General features: G+C 50.8%; 21 protein-coding genes. 10 read left to right on the forward strand and 11 right to left on the reverse strand.

From position 1 onward, the window contains the following. Window positions 1-7 precede the first annotated feature (7 nt). Window positions 8-244 carry a non-oxidative hydroxyarylic acid decarboxylases subunit D gene (locus tag ABK821_RS01705; protein WP_138359849.1) on the forward strand — a complete coding sequence of 79 codons (237 nt, stop codon included), beginning with the start codon at window positions 8-10 and terminating at the stop codon, window positions 242-244. A gap of 97 nt (window positions 245-341) precedes the next feature. On the opposite strand, the gene mutS is transcribed toward ABK821_RS01705, so the two are convergent. The 9 genes from mutS to ABK821_RS01750 all read right to left on the reverse strand — a co-directional run bounded on the left by mutS (window position 342) and on the right by ABK821_RS01750 (window position 11,529). Then, window positions 342-2,909 carry a DNA mismatch repair protein MutS gene (gene mutS / locus ABK821_RS01710; RefSeq protein WP_138359848.1) on the reverse strand — a complete coding sequence of 856 codons (2,568 nt, stop codon included), beginning with the start codon at window positions 2,907-2,909 and terminating at the stop codon, window positions 342-344. An 869-nt stretch (window positions 2,910-3,778) separates the two neighbouring features. Then, a complete protein-coding gene (locus tag ABK821_RS01715) occupies window positions 3,779-4,966 on the reverse strand; it encodes a YgeY family selenium metabolism-linked hydrolase (protein ID WP_138359847.1) in 1,188 nt (395 codons plus the stop codon). Between the two features lie 26 nt (window positions 4,967-4,992). Further along, window positions 4,993-6,192, reverse strand: coding sequence for a diaminopropionate ammonia-lyase (locus ABK821_RS01720; RefSeq protein WP_138359846.1), 1,200 nt, complete (start codon window positions 6,190-6,192; stop codon window positions 4,993-4,995). Window positions 6,193-6,215: 23 nt separating this feature from the next. Then, window positions 6,216-6,947: an amino acid ABC transporter ATP-binding protein gene (locus ABK821_RS01725; protein ID WP_138359875.1), complete on the reverse strand. Its 732-nt coding sequence runs from the start codon at window positions 6,945-6,947 to the stop codon at window positions 6,216-6,218. An 8-nt stretch (window positions 6,948-6,955) separates the two neighbouring features. Beyond that, window positions 6,956-7,612, reverse strand: coding sequence for an amino acid ABC transporter permease (locus ABK821_RS01730; protein WP_206665966.1), 657 nt, complete (start codon window positions 7,610-7,612; stop codon window positions 6,956-6,958). 23 nt (window positions 7,613-7,635) lie between these two features. Next, window positions 7,636-8,412: an ABC transporter substrate-binding protein gene (locus ABK821_RS01735; protein WP_138359845.1), complete on the reverse strand. Its 777-nt coding sequence runs from the start codon at window positions 8,410-8,412 to the stop codon at window positions 7,636-7,638. Window positions 8,413-8,444: 32 nt separating this feature from the next. Further along, window positions 8,445-9,392 carry an N-carbamoyl-D-amino-acid hydrolase gene (locus ABK821_RS01740; RefSeq protein ID WP_138359844.1) on the reverse strand — a complete coding sequence of 316 codons (948 nt, stop codon included), beginning with the start codon at window positions 9,390-9,392 and terminating at the stop codon, window positions 8,445-8,447. 17 nt (window positions 9,393-9,409) lie between these two features. After that, window positions 9,410-10,288 (reverse strand): MurR/RpiR family transcriptional regulator, encoded by an 879-nt coding sequence (locus tag ABK821_RS01745; protein ID WP_138359843.1) that lies wholly within the window; start codon window positions 10,286-10,288, stop codon window positions 9,410-9,412. 398 nt (window positions 10,289-10,686) lie between these two features. Next, window positions 10,687-11,529 (reverse strand): MurR/RpiR family transcriptional regulator, encoded by an 843-nt coding sequence (locus ABK821_RS01750; protein ID WP_138359842.1) that lies wholly within the window; start codon window positions 11,527-11,529, stop codon window positions 10,687-10,689. Between the two features lie 156 nt (window positions 11,530-11,685). Here ABK821_RS01750 and ABK821_RS01755 point away from each other — a divergent pair, with 156 nt between their 5' ends. From ABK821_RS01755 to ABK821_RS01775, 5 genes are read left to right on the forward strand one after another with little or no spacing between them, the layout of a single operon-like run. Beyond that, complete coding sequence (locus ABK821_RS01755) at window positions 11,686-12,744, forward strand: spermidine/putrescine ABC transporter substrate-binding protein (RefSeq protein WP_241675611.1); 1,059 nt, start codon at window positions 11,686-11,688, stop codon at window positions 12,742-12,744. Window positions 12,745-12,779: 35 nt separating this feature from the next. Further along, window positions 12,780-13,916 (forward strand): ABC transporter ATP-binding protein, encoded by a 1,137-nt coding sequence (locus ABK821_RS01760; RefSeq protein ID WP_138359841.1) that lies wholly within the window; start codon window positions 12,780-12,782, stop codon window positions 13,914-13,916. Continuing rightward, window positions 13,909-14,799, forward strand: coding sequence for an ABC transporter permease (locus tag ABK821_RS01765; RefSeq protein ID WP_138359840.1), 891 nt, complete (start codon window positions 13,909-13,911; stop codon window positions 14,797-14,799). The genes ABK821_RS01760 and ABK821_RS01765 overlap by 8 nt, the downstream gene beginning before the upstream one ends. Continuing rightward, on the forward strand, window positions 14,789-15,631 hold the full coding sequence (locus ABK821_RS01770; RefSeq protein ID WP_138359839.1) for an ABC transporter permease: 843 nt from the start codon (window positions 14,789-14,791) through the stop codon (window positions 15,629-15,631). The genes ABK821_RS01765 and ABK821_RS01770 overlap by 11 nt, the downstream gene beginning before the upstream one ends. 12 nt (window positions 15,632-15,643) lie before the next feature. After that, complete coding sequence (locus tag ABK821_RS01775) at window positions 15,644-16,744, forward strand: P1 family peptidase (protein ID WP_343178623.1); 1,101 nt, start codon at window positions 15,644-15,646, stop codon at window positions 16,742-16,744. Window positions 16,745-17,017: 273 nt separating this feature from the next. Here ABK821_RS01775 and ABK821_RS01780 read toward each other — a convergent pair whose 3' ends face one another. Further along, on the reverse strand, window positions 17,018-18,256 hold the full coding sequence (locus tag ABK821_RS01780; RefSeq protein ID WP_308564485.1) for an MFS transporter: 1,239 nt from the start codon (window positions 18,254-18,256) through the stop codon (window positions 17,018-17,020). A 150-nt stretch (window positions 18,257-18,406) separates the two neighbouring features. On the opposite strand from ABK821_RS01780, the gene ABK821_RS01785 reads away from it, so the two are divergent. Continuing rightward, window positions 18,407-19,048, forward strand: coding sequence for a TetR/AcrR family transcriptional regulator (locus ABK821_RS01785; RefSeq protein ID WP_241675610.1), 642 nt, complete (start codon window positions 18,407-18,409; stop codon window positions 19,046-19,048). Window positions 19,049-19,486: 438 nt separating this feature from the next. On the opposite strand, the gene ABK821_RS01790 is transcribed toward ABK821_RS01785, so the two are convergent. Beyond that, window positions 19,487-20,809 carry a CapA family protein gene (locus ABK821_RS01790; RefSeq protein ID WP_343178621.1) on the reverse strand — a complete coding sequence of 441 codons (1,323 nt, stop codon included), beginning with the start codon at window positions 20,807-20,809 and terminating at the stop codon, window positions 19,487-19,489. 198 nt (window positions 20,810-21,007) lie between these two features. On the opposite strand from ABK821_RS01790, the gene ABK821_RS01795 reads away from it, so the two are divergent. The 3 genes from ABK821_RS01795 to ABK821_RS01805 are packed head-to-tail and all read left to right on the forward strand — an operon-like array spanning window position 21,008 to window position 23,217. Beyond that, window positions 21,008-21,799, forward strand: a complete 792-nt coding sequence (locus ABK821_RS01795) for a transporter substrate-binding domain-containing protein (protein WP_138359835.1) — start codon at window positions 21,008-21,010, stop codon at window positions 21,797-21,799. Window positions 21,800-21,805: 6 nt separating this feature from the next. Next, a complete protein-coding gene (locus ABK821_RS01800) occupies window positions 21,806-22,474 on the forward strand; it encodes an amino acid ABC transporter permease (RefSeq protein WP_343178620.1) in 669 nt (222 codons plus the stop codon). A gap of 11 nt (window positions 22,475-22,485) precedes the next feature. Further along, the gene (locus tag ABK821_RS01805) at window positions 22,486-23,217 is read left to right on the forward strand and encodes an amino acid ABC transporter ATP-binding protein (RefSeq protein WP_138359833.1); all 732 of its coding nucleotides are present in this window, start codon (window positions 22,486-22,488) and stop codon (window positions 23,215-23,217) included. The last annotated feature ends 240 nt before the right edge of the window (window positions 23,218-23,457 follow it).

Consider the following 23,457-nt stretch of genomic DNA (forward strand, 5'->3'; position numbering starts at 1 on the left):
GTTGCAGATGATTTGTCCACGTTGTGCTGATGAGCATATTGAAGTGATGGCGACCTCGCCGGTAAAAAATATCTGGACGGTATTCCAGTGCCAGCATTGTCTGTACACCTGGCGTGATACCGAACCGCTACGCCGTACCAGCCGCGAACATTATCCGGAAGCCTTCCGTATGACGCAGAAGGATATTGATGAGGCGCCGATGGTGCCGAGCATTCCCCCTTTGCTGGCGGAAGATAAGCGCTAAATAAACAAGCCGGATGGCGGCTAACGCCTTACCCGGCCTACACATTTTGATATTTTTAGCAGGCCCGGTAAGCGAAGCGCCACCGGGCATTTCTGATTTACACCAGACTTTTCAACCGGTAGATCCACTCCAGCGCCTGACGCGGCGTCAGAGAGTCCGGGTCGAGGTTCTCCAGCGCTTCAACGGCTGGCGAGGCTTCTTCCGCGACCGCCAGCAGTGACATCTGGGTCCCATCCACCTGCGTGGCGGCTGCGTTGGGTGAAATGCTTTCCAGCTCGCGCAGTTTCTGGCGCGCACGTTTAATTACCTCTTTCGGCACGCCAGCCAACGCGGCAACCGCCAGTCCGTAGCTCTTGCTTGCTGCCCCGTCCTGCACGCTGTGCATAAAGGCGATGGTATCGCCATGCTCCAGCGCGTCCAGATGCACATTCGCGACGCCTTCCATTTTCTCCGGTAACTGGGTTAACTCGAAGTAGTGAGTTGCGAACAGGGTCAGTGCCTTAATCTTATTCGCCAGACTCTCCGCACAGGCCCATGCCAGAGACAGGCCGTCATAGGTCGAGGTGCCGCGGCCAATTTCATCCATCAGCACCAGACTGTGTTCGGTGGCGTTATGCAGAATATTGGCGGTTTCGGTCATCTCCACCATAAAGGTTGAGCGACCGCTGGCCAGGTCATCCGCTGCGCCAACGCGAGTGAAGATACGATCAACAGGGCCGATTTCTACTTTCTCAGCCGGCACATAGCTGCCGATATAAGCCAGCAGCGCAATCAGTGCGGTTTGCCGCATATAGGTACTTTTCCCGCCCATATTCGGGCCGGTAATAATCAACATTCTTCGTTGTGGCGCGAGATGCAGCGGGTTGGCGATAAATGGCTCTTTCAGTACCTGCTCAACCACCGGGTGACGGCCTTCGCTGATACGAATACCGGGTTTATCGCTAAACGTAGGGCAGCAGTAGTTGAGCGTTTCCGCGCGCTCGGCGAGGTTCACCAGCACATCAAGCTCTGCCAGCGCGCTGGCGCTCTGTTGCAGGTCGCCAAGATGTGGCAGCAGTATATCGAACAGCTCGTCGTATAACTGCTTTTCCAGTGCCAGCGCTTTGCCTTTAGAGGTCAGAACCTTATCTTCATACTCTTTCAGCTCAGGAATAATGTAGCGTTCGGCGTTTTTCAGCGTCTGGCGGCGGGTATAGTTTATCGGGGCAAGATGGCTCTGCCCGCGGCTGATCTGGATGTAGTAGCCGTGTACCGCGTTAAACCCGACTTTCAGCGTGTCCAGACCCGTTCGCTCGCGTTCGCGGATTTCCAGTCGATCCAGATAGTCGGTCGCTCCGTCAGCCAGTGCGCGCCATTCATCCAGTTCTTCGTTGTAGCCAGGGGCAATAACACCGCCGTCACGCACCAGGACCGGTGGCGCCTCAATGATGGCGCGCTCAAGCAGTTCTCGCAGTTCGCTGAATTCGCCCATTTTTTCACGCAGCATTTGTACCGGGGCGCTGTTAACGGTTTCCAGTTGCGCGCGCAGTTCAGGAAGTTGCTGGAAAGCGTGGCGCATACGGGCGAGGTCCCGCGGCCGGGCGGTACGCAGGGCAAGGCGCGCCAGAATACGTTCCAGATCGCCTACCTGACGCAGCACTGGCTGTAATTCGCCAGTGAACTCCTGTAGCGCGCCGATAGTTTGCTGACGTTCGATCAGAATTTTAGTGTCGCGGACTGGCATATGCAGCCAGCGTTTAAGCATACGGCTGCCCATCGGCGTGACGGTGCAGTCGAGCACTGAAGCCAGTGTATTCTCCACACCGCCTGCCAGGTTCTGGGTGATCTCCAGATTACGGCGCGTGGCGGCATCCATAATGATGCTGTCCTGCTGACGTTCCATCGTAATGGAACGAATGTGCGGCAGGGAGGTGCGCTGGGTATCTTTGACATATTGCAACAGGCAACCTGCCGCGCACAGTCCGCGTGGCGCGTTCTCTACGCCAAAGCCAATCAGATCCCGTGTACCAAATTGCAGATTTAATTGCTGGCGAGCGGTGTCGATTTCAAATTCCCATAGCGGACGGCGGCGTAAACCACGGCGGCCGTCAATCAGCGACATTTCGGCAAAATCTTCGGCGTACAGCAGTTCTGCAGGATTAGTGCGTTGTAATTCTGCGGCCATTGTTTCCCGGTCAGGCGGTTCGCTCAGACGAAAACGCCCGGAACTGATATCCAGCGTAGCGTAGCCGTAGCCTTTGCTGTCCTGCCAGATGGCGGCCAGCAGATTGTCCTGGCGTTCCTGCAACAGCGCTTCATCGCTGATGGTGCCAGGCGTAACGATGCGCACGACCTTGCGCTCTACCGGGCCTTTGCTGGTAGCCGGGTCGCCAATCTGTTCGCAGATGGCGACGGATTCGCCCTGATTGACTAATTTGGCAAGGTAGTTTTCTACCGCATGATGTGGGATACCCGCCATTGGAATCGGTTCACCAGCAGATGCACCGCGTTTGGTCAACGAGATATCGAGTAATTGTGAGGCACGGCGCGCATCATCGTAAAACAGTTCGTAAAAATCGCCCATGCGGTAGAACAACAGAATCTCCGGGTGCTGGGCTTTCAGCTTGAGATACTGCTGCATCATGGGTGTGTGGGCAGATATATCCTTGTCGATAGACTCTTGCATATTGATTTAACTCGTTTTTAAGTCTTTTGGCGCATCAAGAGGTCTCATATGAAACCGCTTTAAACCCATGTAAATCGATAAATTTGTATCACCGAAGTATACCGGAATCTGTCAGGCATACATTTTGCTTTACGGGCATACATCTTATGGCAATGACACTCAATCAGCCGATGATAATCAACACGTTATCTATCGGCATAAAACCAGGCGGCAACCAGCAAGGGTGAGTCATCTGTTTATCCCGTCGTGAACGAAAACACTATATTATCACTGACAACTACCGCGATTCACTCGTTGGTTTCGGCGTTGACATTAGCGCTGCGAAAAGGCGTTATATCATCAACGCCGGGTGCCTTTGTCAGGCAAACGACCAGCAACCGGTGGCAAGGTAGCGGTAAGAGAGAGTATCAGATCGACAATGGGTAATGTCTCAAATTTTGCCACTCTTGATCAGGCATACGAGACGACTCGTAAATTCGTATAAACGATTAAAGTTGAGCAAAAGAAATCGCCATGTGATTAAACGGAAGGCGGATACTGCTGAAATTACGGTTAGTGAAGTTTTGTGCAATACAGAAGCCATCTTCTGGGCAGAGTTAAACCTGCAACGTCTCTCCTCCGCGTTATCAGGCTTGAACGCAGACCCATTATGTCCTGCGCCCTCGGCCTTGATGATAGGCTTTGGGCACAATGACGATACCGAGACCCGTTACGGGACACCGCCCGGTAATATCTTGCTCAGCGATGTGATACCCTCTGAACAAATACGTTCCGACGCACAGAACATCAGTATGCTCTGCGCAGTCGGAATCGGGCGTTCTGCACGTGAAAGCCTCCGCAATCAAGCTGTCTCTAACGGCATCGGCGGCTCAACTTTCAGATTTAGTTAACGCTTTTGCCAACGCATAGTAACCCTGTGATGCGCCCAGCAGTTGTTTCACTTCGATGTATTCATCGATCACATGAGCTAAGTTCTCCCGTGATGGCCCGAAGCCGAGCGTTGGGATATTTGCTTCACCGGCATAATGGCTGCCGTTAGTGCAGAAAGAATAGGTGGTCACCTCTGGCGTCAGACCGGATTCACGCAAAGCGGTCAGAGCGGTTTGCACCAACGGGCTGGCCTCATCCATGATCCAACCAGGGAAAAACCGCATCGCCTGAATCTGTTCACCAGTCCAGCACGTTTCCTCTCCCTCAGCAAAACTCACTTTCGCCTTAAAATGTGGGTTATGTTCGGCGCACTGATCGAGCAACATCTGCAATGGCGCAAGCACGGATGCCGGTGTTTCTCCGGTGAGCAGACGACGGTCTGCTGTGGCCCGGCAATAGTCAGGAACCACGGAAGCGCCAGGCCAGGGGGAGGATTTAATATCCGTTACTTCCAGGATCCCTTTACCTAACTGCGGGTGTTGTTCCACGGGTAGTTTTTGCAACGCATTCAGTAAAGTAGCCATGCTATAGACCGCATTGATGCCGGTTTCCGGGTTGGCGGAATGGGCAGGTTTACCGAAAGTTTCCAGTAAGATTTCTGCGCGCCCGCGCTGACCAATCTTCAGATTCAGCTCGGAGGCTTCGCCAATGATCACCACATCCGGCTTCACATTCTGGCTGATCAACCGGCTGGCGACACCTTCAAAACACTCTTCATGTACAACACAGGAGACGTACAGATTTCCGGCAAACTGCCGGTTGCTATCGTGGGCGAAATTGCTAATGGCGGTCAGCATGGCGGCAACTGCTCCTTTCATATCGGAAGTGCCACGACCATATATTTTGTCATCGATAATCTCCGCGGAATAGGGGGAGTATTGCCACTGAGCGGCATTTACCGGAACGGTATCAATATGCCCATCAAACAGAATATGTCTGCCCGGCAGATGGCCTTTCATCATCCCGATAATATTGCCGTAGCGATCAATGGTGATCTCGTCGTAGCCCAGTTCCGTCATAATAGTGTGAATTTCATCCACGACCACTTTTTCCTGCCCGGAGTAACTTTGTTTCTGGATTAAACGCTGGCAGCAGGTGATAACCGTATTTTGGCGTTGTTGATTCATTCTTGTTCTCGAAGGTTAGATGGTGACTACAAGGAAAGCGTATGCTGGCCGCCCCAGACAATGTTGCGATAGCCGGCTTTGTCGGTATCGCCTTCGGTGCTGATTAGCAGAACGCGGGCGTTGTGATCCAGATCGAGCATTTGTGCCATTGATGCATAGTCCGGCTGCATCAGTATCCCCAGCGCACCGGCGCTGACCGCACCGGATTCTCCGCTGGTAATGGGCATATCGCCCGGGCAGGGCGCGGCTAACATGCGCATTCCGAGTGCTGCGACCTCGTCTTCACAGGAGAGAAAGGCGTAGCTGTTATCGCGAAGAATGGGCCAGGCGATCGTATTGGCTTCGCCACAGGCGAGACCGGCCATAATAGTCTCCAGCGCGCCGCTGACGGCGACGGTTTGTCCGTCGTTGCGCTGGACTGAACGGTAAAGGCAATCTGCCTGACTGGATTCAACAATGATCACTCTGGGCGCTTGTTCGCCCCAGCGGGCAATGGCTGCCGCCTGAATAGCGCCAGCAAACGCGCCAACGCCAGCCTGAACAAAAAGATGGGTGGGCAATTCAGTGAGCTGTTCTGCGATTTCAGTAATCAGCGTGCTATAGCCCTGCATGATCCACAAGGGGATCGCTTCATAACCGGGCCAGGCCGTATCCTGCATGATAACCCAACCTGCTTCCTCCGCCTGCTTTGCGGTAAGACGTACGGCATCGTCATAGTTCATCGGTACAATCTGCGCTGCCGCACCTTCCGCGCGGATCGCCTGTAAGCGTTCGGTGGTGGTGCCGGCGGGCATGTTAATGACCGCTTTTTGTCCTGACAGGCGTGCCATCCACGCCACGCCGCGCCCGTGATTGCCGTCCGTCGTGGTCGCAAAGGTTTGAGTTAGCGAAGGCTGATGGCGCAACGCTGCTTGTAGCTGGGGGAAGGTGAGCGATTGCTCCGTTAGCTCCAGTTGCTGCGCAAGGTGATTCGCCATCGCCCAGGATGCCCCCAGCGCCTTGAAGGCATTGAGGCCAAAACGGTGCGACTCATCTTTCACTTGTATCGTTTTTACTCCCAGCGTACGGGCGAGCAGTGGAAGCGGTGTTAGTGGCGTTGGGCGATAACCGGGAATGGATTGATGGAACGCGATAACATTTTTCAACACTGATGGCGTGAAGGCCGACAGCACATCATTGGGCGCTGAACGTGATGAGTTAACGACCGCGCGAATCAGATCTGTCATTGTCTCTCTCCTGGGGATTGTGGTTAATTTGCGTGACGATATACGCGGCGTAAAAAATCGCGGGTCCGCTGCTGTTGCGGCGCAGTAAATATCTGTTCTGCGGTGCCTTCCTCGACCACCATGCCTTGATCCATAAACAGAACACGATCGCCAAATTCACGGGCGAACGCCATCTCATGCGTGACGACCAGCATCGTCATGCCCTCTTTAGCCAAATTGGTCATTACCGACAGCACCTCGTCAACCAGCTCAGGGTCAAGCGCGGAAGTCGGCTCGTCAAACAGCATGACATCAGGATTCATGGCGAGCGCCCGGGCAATGGCCGCGCGCTGTTGCTGGCCGCCAGAGAGTTCTTTGGGGTAGCTGTGCACTTTGTCGGCAAGGCCGACGCGATCCAACAGGCTTAGTGCTCGTTGGCGGGCTTCGGCAACGGGCATTTTTTTGACGATGACTGGTCCGGACATAACGTTTTCCAGTACGCTTTTATGGGGAAACAGATTAAAACGCTGGAACACCATACCGATGTTCTGGCGCAACTGGCGCAAGGAACGTTTATCTCTTACCTCGTGACCGTTGACGATAATATTCCCGCCCTGGATTGGTTCCAGATGGTTAATACAGCGGAGTACGGTGCTTTTTCCTGAACCGCTCGGCCCGATCAGTACGACTTTTTCACCGGGGGAAACCAGTAAGGAAAATTGTTTTAGCACTTCGTGATCGCCAAAGCGTTTTGTGACCTGATGCATTTCAAGCATATAATGATTCATGAACGGGCCATCCTTTTTTCCAGTCTGGCTGCCACAATCATGAAGACCGAGTTCATGATCAGGTACAGCACCGCGATAGTGGTATAAACTTCGAAGGAACGAAATGTTGATGAGTTAATGCGATCCGCCACATGAAAGAGTTCCGATATCGTGACTAAAGAGACGATAGAGGAGTTCTTAATGGTCATTATGAATTGATTAACCAGTGCCGGAATGCATAACTTAATGGCCTGCGGCGCAATGATATGCCAGAGCGCTTGTGGACCATTCATTCCTAACGATTCAGCCGCCTCCGCCTGGCCTTTATCTACGGCTAAAATAGAACCGCGGATGATTTCCGTGATATAGGAGCCGGTATATAACCCCAGTCCTATAATACCGGCACTCATACTACTCATGGGCAGACCAATACTCGGTAAACCAAAATAGAGAATAAAAAGCTGAACCATAAAAGGAGTACCACGAAAAAACCAGACATACAGGAATGCTAACAGGTTCAGAAATTTATTGGTGGACAGGCGACATAATGAACCAATAATTCCTGTGGTCACCCCCAGTAATAAAGCCAATAGGGATACTTCCAGAGTCATTAAACAGCCCTGAAGCAATAATGGCATTTTGCTTAATACAACTTCATAATTCAGCGTCATCATTAGGATTTACCCTGGAAAGAAAGTTACTGCCCAATAATCCACTTTTTATAGAGGCTTTCAGCTTCACCATTTGCTTTTTGTTCAGCGATTACCGCATTAATGATGGATAATAAGGAAGTGTTACCCTTCGCTACGGCAATACCCAGTGCTGCCTCAGTAAATGGTTTACCAACAATTTTTACCTGTGGGAAGACTTTGTTCAGCTCAAGCTGATTTAATAAGTCGTTGATTGTTACATCAAGGCGGCCATTCGCGAGGTCCATGGTCTGCTGGGCAGTATCCTGATAGGTTTTAATCGTAAAGGGAATGTCCTTATTAAGCTGGTGCGCAATCTGTTCGCTCGTCGCACCGCTTTTTACCCCTACGGTTAGTCCTTTTAAAGATGCAGCATTTGTCACGGTCGTATTATCAGAACGGGTGACGAATACCATGCCTGTTTTTAAATAGGGCTGTGAAAAATCCGCCACTTTTTTTCGCGTGTCGGTGATGTACATGGCGGCAATAACCATATCGGCATGACCACTCTGTACCGATGGAATTAATGCGGTAAATTGCATATCTTCCACTTTTAGTTTGACACCGATTTTTTTTGCCACTGCTCTGGCAATATCAATGTCGTAACCAACTAATTGGTTGTTATCGTCATAATATTCGAAGGGTTTATAATTGCCAGTAGCGACAATCAGTGAGCCTCGCTGCTTTATTTTTGCCAGACCGTCATCAGCATTTGCCATTCGGGAGAGCATGGCCAGCAATATGAATGAAAAGGAGAACAGAAGAATCTTTTTAAGATGAAGCATAAAGTACCTCACAGTTTTAATGGATGGATAGTTTATGAGCGTAACGAACCGTCAGCGTTTAATGTCTCGCCCTTATATTGGATAATTTCTTTATAAGCGTGAGGCTGCCGATGGAGATCGAAATTAAAGGTAGTGCGTTTATAAATTTGACAAAAATCGAGATCACAATGGGCGACCACCACTTCGTCACCTTTCGTGATGCAAGCGGTGACAACTTCGCCTGATGGCGCGACGATACAGCTCCCGCCTATTTGCTCAATATTCTCTTCACAACCGGCTTTGGCAACACCGACTACCCAGCAGCCGTTATGATAGGCGCCAGCCTGTAATGAAAGTTGATTGTGAAACAGCGACAGATCGTCATGCAGCGGTGCCGGGGCATTATGTACCGGCGTGTTATAGCCGATGAACACCATTTCTACTCCCTGCAACCCCATAACCCGATACGTTTCCGGCCAGCGGCGATCATTACAAAGCGCCATGCCCATAACGCCATCAAAAGCGGTCCATACAGGAAAGCGATCGCCCGGTTCAAAATAACGTTTTTCCAGATGTTGAAAACGTCTCCACGGCTCATATTCTTTATGGCCTGGCAGATGAACTTTGCGATATTTCCCAATAATTTCAGCGTGCTTATCAACCAGAATTGCGCTGTTATAATAATGTGCGCAGCCATCTTTAGTCTCTTTTTCGGCATATCCCAAATAGAAACCAATACTCAACTCTTTGGCCAGTGAAAATAGCGGTTGAGTTTCTTTACTCGGCATCTCTTTTTCAAACCACTGGTCAATATCTTCTTTTTCCATATACCAGCGTGGGAAAAATGTCGTTAATGCCAGTTCTGGATAGACGATAATATCAGCAGCAAGCGCCTTGGCTTCCCGCATCATTTTCATCATACGGTTTATTACAGATGTGCGAGAGTCTTCGCGATTCACTGGTCCTAATTGACCAATGGCGACGTTTATATACCTTGGCATTGTTTTTCCTTTCGGTCTTAATCAATAAGATCACTCATTAACTGGTGATTTTGCTCTATTCTTTGCAATGTACGCTGGGATTGTTCTGGATAAGCAAAACTAATTTCGTTGGTCAGATAATTTACCATGCTCAGACCAGCAATATAAGAATTAAATGATGTGATGCTTTCATTTTGGCAACTAATTACCACTTCATATTCTGAGGTGACTGGCGATAATGTTTGATCGCTGAAGGCCACAATGCGCACGTTGTTTTTTTTGGCTATCTGTACGATGTGGGAAAGTAATTTAGTCCGGCGAGGGAAATCCATTAATATAAGAACATCCTGCGCTTTCATGCTGGCAAGGTTTTCCGCAAAGTGCCCGTCCCCTTTATTCAAAAGAGTGACATGCGATCGGATATTGGATAATAGTGCCTGGGCATAGCATGCCAGGGTATAACCATTACGAAACCCTGCAATCCAGACATGTGACGCAGAACCAACAATATCCACACACGTTTCCAGAGATTTTTGTTGCCCGGAAAGTAATAGCTGGTTTAAATTTTCCTGCTCTTGATAAATATGTTTTTCGAATCGAGACGTGGCGTCCAGATCCCGGTTTTCAGTTCGCGCCATTTGCGCCAGCGGTGAGTTTGTATTTTCGCGAAGGGGCAATACACTTTGGCGAAACTCATTAAAATCACTAAATCCCAGTTGGCGAAAACAGCGAGCGGCGGTAGATTTTGATACCCCTGCTTTTATTGCCAGTTCCGTCGCACTGTAATATCCCAGATGGTTTTGTTGTTCTAATAATACTGAAACAAATTTTTTCTCTGAGGGTGATAACATGCTATAGCGCTTGCGAATCACGGTCTCCAGTGACTGGCTATTTTCAGGTGCATCATTATTCTTCATTCTATTCCCTCAATCATTGGTACTGGTGTTTCATGATTAACTTAATTTTCGAACGGTTGTGCCAGAGATAAGCAAATGGTGTGCCATGATTTTTTTTATATTATTTTTCATGTTGTTATGATTTTTCGGGAGACTCACAGGCGAGATGTGCTGCACCAGGATAATGCCTGGTGCACTAAAAAGGCGTGTTAACTGGCAGGTGTGTACCATTATAGGGCAAGGGGGATTCGGGAAATTCGATGCTGCCTGTTATGTCAGAGGACTCATCATCTGCCCTTTATGTAAGTTGGATTTCTCGTGGTCGTACTCCTGACTTGCAGAGGGCACTGGCGTTGCTGTTGCCCGTGAACTCAATCTGTATGCGTTTTAACTTATCACCTGCCCGACACCTTAGGTTGTCAAGTTCGGTAGAGTTTCAGGTGTTTGACTCGGCTGTCGTAGAGTTCCAGTCTGTGTTGCAATTTGTCGCGGTTGCTGGCGGCGACGCAGTGCAGTAATACGTTCAGTGCGTAGGCTAATCCGGCGGTGGACTCCAGCATCAGACCGGTATTAGTGGTGATAGCCATAATATGTGGAGTGTTCATATATTTGGCAATGCCGTATTCATCTGTGAATACGACCAAATCGGTGTTTGTACGGTCTCCAATACAGTCGTTGGCGAATGCGATCCCCACATCGGCGTAGGGTGCGACATCAATCAGGATGACACAGCAGCGTTTGTCATGGCTGTCGATCCAGCGTCCCAACACGCCACCATAGAGGTCGAGAAACGTGACGTCAGGCCTGACCAACGAAAGGCGATTGGCGAAATCTTCTGTCAGACCGCGAATGGTTTGAAAACCACAGATGAAAACGTGCTCCGCCTGGCTGACACAATCCACTATATCCTGCCAGTGCTGGCTGTCGAGTTGTTCCCTAAACTTGACCAATGCGGCGATTTCCTGGTTCAGATGGAGGGTCAGATCGTCTGTTCTCGACTCGACCCGTTCCAGTAAGGTGGTATTAAGCAGAGAACGTACTCGTACCTCGTCACGCAGATCTTCTTTGAGTCCTTTCAATCCCTTGTAGCCCAGACGGCGCAGAAAGCGACTGACGGTGTTCGGACTCACGCCACTTTTTTGCGCAAGCGTTGCACCATTTTCGAACGCAATATTTTCAAGATTTGCCTTGATATAGGCCCACAGCGTCCATTCAGCTGGGGTGAGTTTACCGTCCAGCTGTTTCAGCCGTTCTTCGATCATCGGGTTACCTCGTTGATGATTAAGGTATAAAAATATCTTTTTCCATTTTTATGACATAAAAATGTCGTTTACTGCATCTGACATCTCTTAGTCTGGCATTAAAATTGCAAATTTCAATCGAAAGACATAATTATGTCAAAACCACGAGGAGAAGAAATGATGCAGACCAGATACAAGGTAGAACGGCTGAAGAATATCGCTCGCGGATTACTGCTGCTAGGTGCGCTAGGCTGCGGGGCAGCACAGGCGGCGGAAGAATTGCACTTGTATAACTGGGGTGATTATATCAACCCGGAGGTGTTGTCCCGATTTACTAAAGAGACAGGTATTGAGGTTAAGCTTGATACCTACGGCAGCAACGAGGAGATGCTGGCCAAAATCCAGGCTGGCGCCAGCGGTTACGACATCGTTTTTCCCTCAGTGCACATGCAAGATGCCATGGCCTCTCTGAAGCTGCTGGCTCGCACGGACATCAATCAGGCACCGGGATTTACCCATATCGATCCGCAGTTTTTACGGGCGAAAACCGATCCTAAAGGAGAATACTGCCTGCCGTACGCCTGGGGAACAGTGGGGATTTTCTATAATAAAAAGAAAGTGGACAAGCCTATTACGTCGTGGGAGGACTTCTTCGCCGAGGCAAAAAAAGGCAAGAAAGTGATTATGCTCGACGACATGCGGGAAACGCTGGGAGTCGGATTGATAGTCAACCATAAATCGGTAAACACCACCAACCCAGAGGATCTGAAGGTCGCAGCCGACTGGCTTACCGCCCGTAAGCCGCTGATCTCTGCCTTAACCTATGAAAGTGTACCGTTGGTGCAATCCGGCGATGTGGCAGCCGCTCAATATTTCGTTGGGGCGCTGATGTATGTGTCTCAGAATCCGGACGAACTGGCCTACGTCATTCCTGAAGAAGGCGCGACGATGTACCAGGAGGACATGTGTGTCCTGAATAGTGCACCGAACAAGGCGAATGCCAAAAAATTTATGGAGTTCTTTCTTCAGCCGGAAATAGCGGCACTGAATACGGCTCAGCAGATGAACGGCACGCCGAACCGCGATGCGGTGGCACTGTTGCCTGATGCGCTGAAGAACAACCCAGCGGCTAACCCACCAGCGGAGGTCAGGGCAAAACTCCAAATTTTCACTAATCTGGGCAAAGACCTGCGCCTGTATGATCGGGTGTGGACTCGCTTCCGTAGCGCTAACTGATCGTTTCCATATCCGCACACTGACCGGGATTGCCCATGTTGCATGAAAATAACTACCGTACGGTTGTTGCCCTGGAAAACGCCGTTAAATACTACCGCACACCCGAGGGACAGAGCGTTAAGGCCCTGGACGACATCAGTTTTTCAGTGCGAGACAATGAGTTTGTTACTTTGCTGGGTCCCTCCGGCTGCGGCAAAACTACCTTATTGCGGAGCATCAGCGGATTTGAACGCCTGGACAGCGGTGAACTGTTCATTCTCGGCGACAGAATGAATCAGGTACCGCCACACCGACGACCAGTGAATACGGTTTTCCAGAGTTACGCTCTGTTTCCTCATATGACAGTGGCTGATAATGTCGGTTATGGCCTGGATATCCACGGGGTACTGCGCCGGGAGCGTAACCAGAGAGTGGCAGAGACGCTGGAACTGGTGGGCATGCGCGGGATGGAGAAACGTCGGCCATCGCAGCTTTCAGGCGGGCAACAGCAGCGAGTCGCACTGGCACGAGCCATCATTAATCGTCCAACATTATTGTTGTTGGACGAACCGTTGTCAGCGCTGGACCGCAGCCTGCGCAAGACGATGCAACTCGAACTGAAGCGTTTGCAGAGCGAACTGGGTATCTCGTTCATCTTCGTTACTCACGATCAGGACGAGGCCCTGACGATGTCGGATCGCATTATCGTGCTGAACGGTGGAAAGATTCAACAAAACGCTGCGCCTGAGGCCGTTTACCATCAGCCTGCGAACCGTTTTGTCGCTGGCTTTGTCGGCGAAAGTAACCTGATTAGAGTAAGAGTGGATTGTAGTGAATCCGGCGTACTGCGACTGATCAGCGAGGCCGGGGAGATATTCCTGGTTGACGCCAACGGACCCTGGCGGGAGAGACAGACACTTTGGCTATTGTTACGACCACAGCATTTCCAGTTAACCCCTCCGGAGGATATCGCCCGTTATGGCGAGTTCCGCGGCGTGGTGGAACAAGTCATCTTTTTAGGTACGGATATTGAGATTGTCCTGCGTTCCTCGCAGGGGGAAGTCGTCAAGGCTTTGATCCGTGAAATTTCCGCCGGGCGGCGAGATTCGCTTTTTCCGGGTAACGTCGTCCATCTGTGGTACTCGATCGCTTCTGGTCGTTTGCTGCAGCGGGAGGAGGAAATCAATGCCTAAAAATAAAATGTCTCTTGCTCTGACGGGGTTGCTGACGCCCGTGACGCTGCTGCTGGGGATATTTCTGTTTATCCCCTTGACGATCATGGCGATTTTCAGTGTGCTGACACCTGGGCTGTATGGCGGTGTCGAATGGCACTTTTATCCAGATAACTATGGCCGCATTCTGGGCTGGGCGGATGGCATACTGGAGGAGTTCGATCCACTCTACCTGCATATTATCCTGACGTCGTTTCGTGTGGCGTTGATGAGTGCGCTACTGTCCCTGCTTATTTGCTATCCCATCGCCTTTTGGGTCAGAGGTAAGTCGCCGAGAGTGCGTAATTTCTTGCTTTTCCTCATTACGCTGCCATTTTTCGCCAGTCTCATCGTTCGACTGTATGCATGGGTATTAATTCTGCGGCCATCAGGATTTCTCAACGAAATCTTGCAGTTCTCTGGGTTGATGACGAAGCCACTGGATTTAATCTATACCGAACCCGCTGTGTTGATCGGTATGGCATATATCTACATTCCCTTTATGTTTCTGCCCATCTATGCAAGCGTCGAGAAGCTTGATCACCGACTGGTGGATGCGTCTTATGATCTCGGGGCCAACAGGGCGCAAACTTTCTGCAGGGTCGTCTTTCCATTGACCCTGCCCGGTGTGGTTTCAGGTTGCATCATGGTGTTCATTCCCAGTCTGGGGAACTTCATTGTGCCTTCACTGCTGGGCGGGGCGAAAGTGGTGATGATAGGCAGCTTAATCGAGCAGCAGTTTCTGGCCGCCCGTAACTGGCCGTTCGGCGCAGCACTTGCCATGCTGCTAATGTCAATGGTGCTGCTGGCACTGTTTCTCTATCTCTATCTGAGTAGTCGCTACGGGAGGCGTGATGCGCACTAATCTTCGGGCGAGTCTGGCCGCCTGGCTATTCAATGGTTACGGCACACTGTTTTTTGCGTTTTTGTATCTGCCGATCCTGCTCATTGTGATCTATTCGTTTAATGCCAACCCGCTCAACATGATGGTCTGGCAAGGATTCAGCGTTGACTGGTATCGATCGCTATTTGGGATGGATAATCGGCTGGCAGACAATGCGCTTTACATTGATTCAACGGCTCAGGTACTGCGAGCGTTGAAAAATAGTCTGTTTGTCGCACTGTGTACCACCGTCATCTCGACAACAATCGGCACGGCGACCGCATTGGCGCTGGCTCGCTACCGCTTTCGGCTGCATGGGTTCTACAATTTCCTGCTGTATGTTCCCATGATGATGCCTGATATCGTATTGGGCATCGCGCTACTGATCTTTTTCGTCAACGTGGGCGTGCCACTGGGACGGCTATCGATCATCATTGGTCACTGTACTTTCCTGTGTAGTTACGTTTTTCTGATCGTCAGTGCCCGACTGGCGGGTATGGACGGGCGGCTGGAGGAGGCGTCGGCGGATTTGGGCGCTAACGGTTGGACGACCTTCCGGCGCATCACTTTGCCCATGCTGACGCCTGGTATCGCTGGCGGGGCGCTGCTGGCCTTCATCATTTCGATGGACGATCTGGTGATTACTTATTTTATCGCAGGGGTTGATGCTACCACGTTACCGGTACAGATCTACGGCATGATCCGGCGGGGAATCAAGCCGGAGATTAATGCAATTGCCACACTATTGATTTTGGGCTCTCTGCTGATCGCCGCACTGGGCCTGTATTTGCGCAACCGACAGACGGCCAGGTAAAGGAAAAGGATAATGACTAAAGTTAGGGCGCGTCAGTTGGGGCTTAAATTTCCCGGTATAACGGGACGCTACAATGCGATTACCGATGTCGAAGGTGTGCTGGTGGGCTATCACACTATTGATGGTGTCAGTCGCGATGGCAAACGTATCAAAACAGGAGTGACAGCAATACTGCCCCGGGGGTACCAGTCAGAGCCCCAGCCGGTGTGGGCAGGCTGTCACGCACTTAACGGTAACGGTGAAATGACCGGTGGACACTGGATTCGGGACGGCGGCTATTTCGTTGGACCAGTATGTCTGACCAACACACATTCGGTCGGAATAGTCCATCACGCTGCGGTACGCTGGATCGTCGAGCATTATCACAACATATGGCAGTTGAATCACCTGTGGGCCATGCCAGTGGTTGCCGAAACCTATGATGGTGTCATTAACGACATCAACGGGCTGCACATCACTGAGGAAGATGCGCTCGCAGCGTTGAATAGCGCAACTGGTGGTATTCTGGCTGAAGGAAACATCGGCGGTGGTAATGGCATGATCTGTTACGGTTTTAAAGGAGGCACCGGTACTGCATCGCGCCGTTTTACGGTGGAGGGGAAAGACTATACGTTGGGTGCGTTAGTGCAGGCTAACTACGGTCAGCGAGAGTGGTTCGAACTGTTTGGCGTGCCGGTGGGAAAATTAATGCCCGAAGTACCTTCGGGACTGGAAAGAGAGCGTGGTTCTATTATCACGGTCCTGGCTACCGATGCTCCGCTAATGCCGCACCAGTTACAGCGCCTGGCCCGGAGGGCAGGGTTGGGGATTGCGAAATCCGGTAGCCCTGGAGGCAACAATTCTGGCGATATCTTTTTAGCTTTCAGCACTGCTAACGCTGCACCTTTGCCACAACTGGCGGGAATGCACCAGTCTTTCGAGTATCTGAACGATGAATGTTTCGATGCCCTCTATCTGGCTGCGGTGGAAAGCACCCACGAGGCGGTCATTAACGCGATGTTGGCCGCCGAGGACGCGGTGATGCAACGACCTGCGGGGATCTGTAAGGCCATTGATGCACAGGTATTATATCAGTTGATTAAGCAAATGAACCCTGCGGCAGTGGAGGCGTGACGCTGCTTTGGCGGGAATTGATGTCAATCCGTTCCCGGATAGCCAGGGCAGATTTTTTATATCATCCGAGAGTTCAGTCTTAACGAATATCGTGCATTCCTTTGCAATATCAACAGTTGTGGAAACAACCCATCTTCAGCGAGGGGGAAGACGCTCTGAAAGCCATACATCACAAGTTTTCTTGCTCATACTTAATGACTCCCCCGGAACTCTGATGATTAAACACGTCAGAAAAGAGAGGAAGGGGATAGGGTAAAAGAGAGCAGGAGCTTATCACCGCTGACCATCCTCAACCGGCCGCTCGATCCGGGACGTTGTTTTATCCACAATTGTGATGATGATGACGCCGGACAAAATCATAATCACAGAGACACCTGTCAGACATTCCCAGGAGTGGCGCCATTGCCCGCTCATTTCATGAAATTGCCCAACAACTATCGGGCCAAGAGAAGCCAGCGTGTATCCGATCCCCTGAACCATCGCCGATATCCGTCGATTATCATCAAGATCGGGCGATAGCTGCATGATGAGAGTAAAGATCACCACAAAACCACCGCCTTGGGCAATCCCACCAATGAAACACCATACTGGCCAGAGACGGGGGAAAAAAGACATAAAGAGAATCGATGCTCCCCAACATACCCCCATCGCGACCATCAGATAACCTGATTTGATATAACGGTTCAGCACAGGTACACCGAACGCCCCCAGCAGAGCCATTCCCTGAAATATGGAGGCGATCCCTCCCGCCGTCGCCGCGTGCATACCGCCATTTGTTATCAGATATGAAGGTAGCCACGCGGTGATGCCATAATAAATAAAGAGATGCGCCACAAAACCCGCGCTCAGTGCGGCAATCGCTATTTTTCTTATCCCGGAGACAGGATGCGAGGACTGTAGCGGCAATGGATTATATTCCGGCGAAATGCTGGTCGCAGGCGCGCTTCGCCGCTGTGAGTATAACCATAATACCAGCGCAAATAGGGGGAGCCATACCCAACTGGCCAGTGCAAATTGCCAGCCGGTAAAGAGTGCGATTGGGGCCGTCAAAGAACTTGTCAGCATAGTGCCAATATTAAGGGAGGAAGTGTAGATACCCGTTACCATACTCATGCGCTGACGGAAATCCCGGGCAATGATCATCAGACTGACAATGTTTCCTGCCGCTAAGGCGGCACCAAGAAGAAATGTGCCGGCCAGCATCCCGAGCGTTCCGGTATAGGGGCGAAACAAAATGCCGATAGCAGTGCCGACCAGCGTAAACCACATACTTTTATTAATCCCTATTCTGGCAATCAGCAGGGATGCCAGGGGGGTGAGAACCCCGAAACAAAGGACGGGAATACTGGTCAAAAGCCCTGACAACGTTGCATTCAGAGCCAGATCGTTACGTATTGACTGAAGAACGGGCGGAACAGCCGTTAGAGGACTTCGTAAGTTCATCCCCAGAACGACAAGCGCGAACAAAACCAGTAATGCTTTGTTAATATTGACTGCGGGGATCCGGGGCATTTTGTCTCACTTCCGGTATGTACAGGAGAACGATGAGAGCATCGTCTGACAATAATTTGCGGTCATTATATGACGCATGTCACAATATTAGATCAAAAATGACCTAAAGGTCAATTTTGTAATCGGGTCCGCAGGCAGGAGGAGAATGGTGTGAACAAGAGTTCAGGACGGACAGGTAAGAAACGAGGCCCAAGCCGATTAAAGACCGAAAAAACGCGTGAAACCATCATCAAAGCGGCGATGGAGGAATTCATCGAGCGTGGTTTTGCTGATGCGCGAGTCAGCGACATTTGTAAAAAAGCAGGGGTGGCCAAGGGGTCGGTATATAACTACTTTCAGACGAAAGAGAGTCTTTTCGAAAGCGTTTTGCAGAAGTTTATTGTGACAGCTCCTCTGGAACTTCAGTCTGAACCACGTCAGCAGGGAGAGAGCATCAAGCAATACCTGAAGCGTGTGCTTTTACCTGTCATAAAAACGCTGGAGTCATCGGGCCGGGCTCAAATTGCCAGACTGGTGATTACTGAAAGCACCCGTTTTCCGGCGCTGGCTAAAGCGTATTTACAGGACGTTCATGAACCGCTGATCGATACGTTGAGGCCGTTGTTGGAGACCGCATTCAGAGAGGGAGAACTCAGGTGTGACAAACTGGTCCAGTTTCCTCATCTCTTACTGGCGCCAAACTGGCTCGGGATGGTGCACAACGGTATGCTTGATCCGTCAAACCCTCTGGATATCGGTGAATTGTTTGAAGCCGGGCTGGATATGTTTTTTGACGAATACCCACAAGCTTAATATGATTTTCGTCGAAGAAATAATGCCTTTCATTGAGAGCGGAAGGCCTGGACAACATTCATTATAAAACTTCCCACGCAGAATCACGCTATTACCGCATCATATGGCCAATATTTTCATACATACATTGAATATGAAAGTGAAGTAAACACCGGTAAAACGGAGGGCGTTATTTGTGTAGCGGATATTACATGGTGACGTAATAACGAAAGACGCACGCTGGCTGAAATAGGGGGAACGGGTGGATTTGCCGTATTCTACTGTGCAACGTGTTATTGCCGCATTGAAAAAGAGAGCATCATTGAAACATCCTCCCCCATAAGGCATCAGGCCGGGTATCGCGGCTGTCAGCAAACCTGCCTTTCCCTTTACATTAAAAACCCGCCAGTGGCTTAGCGGTCAACTGGCGGGTTTGTTAAGGCCTGAAATCGTGCGTGCTTAAGAGAATTTAATTAAGCCGCTTTCCTGATCGTAGCTAAACCTGGTGCCGTAACGTTGACTCAACCGGGTAAGCAAACTGGCAATTTCTGCACCTTGTTGATGGGTGACCGTTTCCGGCAGACCACGAGAAAGAACACGTTCGCGGCTCATTCCCAAATCCAGAGGCAGTAACTGGCAGGCCAAACCGTCAGGGGTCACATCAAATATGGCGAGGGCGTTTTGAGAAAAACGCGCTTCGGCATTGAAACCGGTGAACTCGCCTGCGCTGTTTTTGGCGCGAGCGCGGTGTAGCTCAGAAGGGCGGGCATCCACCGCATGGCCATACGCCTGATACATCTCGGGCCCGATGATCGACTCGCCGGCTTCGAACTCCATCAGAAGGCTGCCGAGGTTATAGAAGATCGGCTTGCCGTTATAGATTTCAACACCGCGCATAAAGTGTGCCCCGTGACAGACAACCGTATCTGCACCAGCATCGACCGCCCGACGGGCAAAGCGTTCGATAAATTCCGGCGCCTCCGGAGAGTACCAGCTATCTTTATCCCCTTCATGGGTATGCAGGCTAACCAGGGTGAAATCACTCCGATTCGCCGCGTCGCGAATGCTACGCTCGTTGGCGACACAATCTTGCTCATTAAACCAGGTACGTACATGGGCTTTTTCGCCGCGCTCAATCTGCAGGGCGCTCTCGAACAACGAGCCGAATATGAATTCGTTTTCATCTTTTGGCGGCATCACTTCGACGCGCATACCCTCGCGGACGCTCTCATCAATCCCCAGCGAACGGGTGATGGCTTTGAGCTGTTCAAACTGGTCATCCGGTAAAACGTAAGCACGGCCCCAGCGCAGCGGGTTCAGGCCCGGGCGTGGCAGAGTGCCCGCGCCGCCGTTGGCCGCCAGAAACACTTCTGAGCGAGTGGAACCCAGCGCAACTACGCCGACACGCCCTTTGGCGGTGTCGAGGAAACGGGGAAGACGGGCATCATCCAGGTTACGCCCCAGGCCGCACGGGATCAGATTACGCGCTTCGGCGGCTTCCATCGTATCGATCACGCCTTCCCAGCCGAAATCGCCGGTATGATTGTTGGCAAAGGAGACCAGGCGGATATTTAAATCGACGAACTCATCCAGCGTAACGGGTTTTACGGCGGTAATATAACCGCGGCCCGCTGCTGGCGGGAGGTTCGGTTGCGGACAGCTAAATTCGGCATTGGCGAACACCGCGTCGGCGCTTTGTAATAATTCTACGATGCTGGAATCTAATCTTTTCGCCAGATTTCGGCTCGAAAACAATAAATCACCGCAAGCAATAATTCTCATACTAACCCTCTGGTTATTCTCGGTACTTGCCATTTTAATGGTAAGAATGATATCTCTGTCATGCAGAAATGGATTATTCCTGTATGTTATAAATAATTTCAAACAGGAATATAAGTTGTTCCTGAAGTGATTTAAACTGGCGTGCTTAAATTTAACACCACAACATCAATAATCACCCATGATGACAAGGGCATTACCATGTTTAATTTTAAATCAGGGATAATAACCACAGTACTTTTAAGTGCTTTCCTGCTGGCCGGTTGCGACGACAATAAGAAACCGGCCGCTAATGAAAAAGTACTGCATGTTGGCACCTTTGGCGTCAGTATCGGTTTTTCATACAAACAAAATGGCAAAGATTACGAAGGTTATGATATCGCTACCGTCAACGCCATTGCGAAAAAATTAGGCTACAGCCGTGTGGAGTTAACCACTGCGGATATGACCGGCCTCTTCGGGATGCTGGATGCGGGTAAGATCGACACCATTGCGAACCAGGTGGAAGTCAACGATAAGCGCCGTGAGAAATACCAATTTTCGCAGCCTTATATTTATTCCGGCGCCCAACTGGTAACCCGTAAGAACGATGATTCTATTCAAAATATCGCGGATTTAAAAGGTAAACGACTGGGTGTCGACGTTGGCAGCAGCAAAGAAAACTTTTTACGTAAGAATTACCCGGATGCCGGTATAGATATTCATACTTACGATGAACCAAGCGCTATTATTCAGGATGTCGCGCTGGGCCGTATCGATGCCTACATTATGGACCGCGCTGGCGCGCAATTGCTGATCGATAACTCCCGTTTACCGCTGAAAAAATCAGGTGACCCGGTTTACCGTTATCAGGAAGCGTTCCCGTTCGTGAAAAATGAAAAGGGCGATGCGTTGCGTAAAGCGTTTGATGATGCGCTCACTGCGCTGAAAGCGGACGGTACGCTGACAAAACTCTCTGAGCAGTATCTGAAACAGGATGTCAGCAAGGAATAATAAGAGATGAATTTTAATCTGAGCTTTATGCTGGAAGCTTTTCCAACGCTGCTCAGTTACCTGCCTGTGACCTTGTTTCTGGCGATAACCTCTATGGTTATCGCCTCGGTCATGGGGATGGTGCTGGCGTTGATTATCCGTAACCGTATTGTAGTTCTGACGCAGTTTGCTGAAGTCTATATTTCGTTTTTCCGTTCCGTGCCGACACTGGTAACGCTGTTCATCTTTTACTTTGGTATCCCGCAGTTGTTTCCGGGGATCAGCATGATGAACGCCATTTCCGCCACCATTATTGCTCTCAGCTTTAAGACCGCCGCAAATCTGGCGGAGGAGTTCCGGGGGGCGATGAACTCGGTCGACAGGGGGCAGATGGAAGCCAGCCTGTCCGTGGGATTGTCCCGCTGGCAAGGCTTTCGCCGTATCGTTCTGCCGCAAACGGTGCGTATTGCTGTGCCGGGGATGAGCAACTACCTGATTATGTTGATCAAAGAGTCATCCCTGGCGTTTACCGTTGGCGTGACCGATATCTTTGCGCAGACCAAAATTCTTGCCAGTAACTCATTTCGCTTTCTGGAGAGCTACCTGGCGGTAGCGCTGATCTACTGGGCCGTGACCATCCTGCTGACGTTGCTACAAAAATCGATTGAGCATCGTCTCAACCGCCCGTACCGCTGAGGAACCGCGCTATGCTGAAAATCCGTCATTTGCATAAATCATTTAATGGCAATCCGGTACTGAAAGACATCTCCCTGGAGATCGCGCAGGGGCAGGTGGTGGCGATTATTGGCCCTTCTGGTTCCGGTAAATCGACTCTTCTGCGTTGTATCAATTTACTGGAAAAGCCGGAGAGCGGTACGCTGGAAATCGCGGATCAGGTGATTGATGCGCGGAAATTTACCCGTCAGCAAGAGACTGCGTTACGGGCCCACACCGGAATGGTCTTCCAGCATTACAACCTGTTTAAGAACAAAACGGCGCTGGAGAATATTACCGAGGCGCTGATCATCGGTAAAAAAATGCCGAAGGCACAGGCCAATGAAATCGGGATGGCGTTGCTGGAGCGAGTGGGTCTGCGTGAAAAAGCCGACAGCTACCCGGCGATGTTATCCGGCGGTCAGCAGCAGCGTGTGGCTATTGCCCGTGCGCTGGCGGTCAAACCGAAAGTGATCCTTTTTGATGAACCCACATCGGCGCTGGATCCTGAGCTGGTCAATGAAGTGCTGCAGGTCATCCGCTCGATTGTCGATCATCAGACCACGCTTATCCTGGTGACGCATGAGATGTCGTTCGCCAGGGATGTGGCCGACAGGGTTATTTTTATGGCTGACGGCGTGATTGTGGAAGATAGCTCCGCAGAGAATATGTTCACTCAGCCGCAACACGAACGTACCCGCAAGTTTTTGCAGTCCATTCGATGACCGCATGATCGACTATTCATCGCTGCGATTGCCCGGCGAAACGGCGCGTTTTTATTTTCGCCAGCTCCTGACCAGTGAGCGGTTCCGCTCACTGTCAATATGGGGATAGCCTTCATACCGGTTGCCTGTGAGCGGCATGGGGCCTTTGCTTACCCCATGCCTCCCGGTATTTTCTGCGAGCCGCCGCTGCGCGAACCGCTTCATCTGGCTTGCGCCAACATCACCTGAAAAAAAACATTC

Origin of the sequence: Klebsiella sp. KE9456, assembly GCF_043832615.1 — a bacterium.
Taxonomy (GTDB): Bacteria; Pseudomonadota; Gammaproteobacteria; order Enterobacterales; family Enterobacteriaceae; genus Klebsiella; species Klebsiella indica.

What these genes read in the sequence shown, in the direction of transcription:
- ABK821_RS01705 (WP_138359849.1), top strand. Translation starts at nt 8, where the DNA reads ATGATTTGTCCACGTTGTGCTGATGAGCATATTGAAGTGATGGCGACC.
- mutS (WP_138359848.1), bottom strand. Translation starts at nt 2,909, where the DNA reads ATGCAAGAGTCTATCGACAAGGATATATCTGCCCACACACCCATGATG.
- ABK821_RS01715 (WP_138359847.1), bottom strand. Translation starts at nt 4,966, where the DNA reads ATGAATCAACAACGCCAAAATACGGTTATCACCTGCTGCCAGCGTTTA.
- ABK821_RS01720 (WP_138359846.1), bottom strand. Translation starts at nt 6,192, where the DNA reads ATGACAGATCTGATTCGCGCGGTCGTTAACTCATCACGTTCAGCGCCC.
- ABK821_RS01725 (WP_138359875.1), bottom strand. Translation starts at nt 6,947, where the DNA reads ATGCTTGAAATGCATCAGGTCACAAAACGCTTTGGCGATCACGAAGTG.
- ABK821_RS01730 (WP_206665966.1), bottom strand. Translation starts at nt 7,612, where the DNA reads ATGATGACGCTGAATTATGAAGTTGTATTAAGCAAAATGCCATTATTG.
- ABK821_RS01735 (WP_138359845.1), bottom strand. Translation starts at nt 8,412, where the DNA reads ATGCTTCATCTTAAAAAGATTCTTCTGTTCTCCTTTTCATTCATATTG.
- ABK821_RS01740 (WP_138359844.1), bottom strand. Translation starts at nt 9,392, where the DNA reads ATGCCAAGGTATATAAACGTCGCCATTGGTCAATTAGGACCAGTGAAT.
- ABK821_RS01745 (WP_138359843.1), bottom strand. Translation starts at nt 10,288, where the DNA reads ATGAAGAATAATGATGCACCTGAAAATAGCCAGTCACTGGAGACCGTG.
- ABK821_RS01750 (WP_138359842.1), bottom strand. Translation starts at nt 11,529, where the DNA reads ATGATCGAAGAACGGCTGAAACAGCTGGACGGTAAACTCACCCCAGCT.
- ABK821_RS01755 (WP_241675611.1), top strand. Translation starts at nt 11,686, where the DNA reads ATGATGCAGACCAGATACAAGGTAGAACGGCTGAAGAATATCGCTCGC.
- ABK821_RS01760 (WP_138359841.1), top strand. Translation starts at nt 12,780, where the DNA reads ATGTTGCATGAAAATAACTACCGTACGGTTGTTGCCCTGGAAAACGCC.
- ABK821_RS01765 (WP_138359840.1), top strand. Translation starts at nt 13,909, where the DNA reads ATGCCTAAAAATAAAATGTCTCTTGCTCTGACGGGGTTGCTGACGCCC.
- ABK821_RS01770 (WP_138359839.1), top strand. Translation starts at nt 14,789, where the DNA reads ATGCGCACTAATCTTCGGGCGAGTCTGGCCGCCTGGCTATTCAATGGT.
- ABK821_RS01775 (WP_343178623.1), top strand. Translation starts at nt 15,644, where the DNA reads ATGACTAAAGTTAGGGCGCGTCAGTTGGGGCTTAAATTTCCCGGTATA.
- ABK821_RS01780 (WP_308564485.1), bottom strand. Translation starts at nt 18,256, where the DNA reads ATGCCCCGGATCCCCGCAGTCAATATTAACAAAGCATTACTGGTTTTG.
- ABK821_RS01790 (WP_343178621.1), bottom strand. Translation starts at nt 20,809, where the DNA reads ATGAGAATTATTGCTTGCGGTGATTTATTGTTTTCGAGCCGAAATCTG.
- ABK821_RS01795 (WP_138359835.1), top strand. Translation starts at nt 21,008, where the DNA reads ATGTTTAATTTTAAATCAGGGATAATAACCACAGTACTTTTAAGTGCT.
- ABK821_RS01800 (WP_343178620.1), top strand. Translation starts at nt 21,806, where the DNA reads ATGAATTTTAATCTGAGCTTTATGCTGGAAGCTTTTCCAACGCTGCTC.
- ABK821_RS01805 (WP_138359833.1), top strand. Translation starts at nt 22,486, where the DNA reads ATGCTGAAAATCCGTCATTTGCATAAATCATTTAATGGCAATCCGGTA.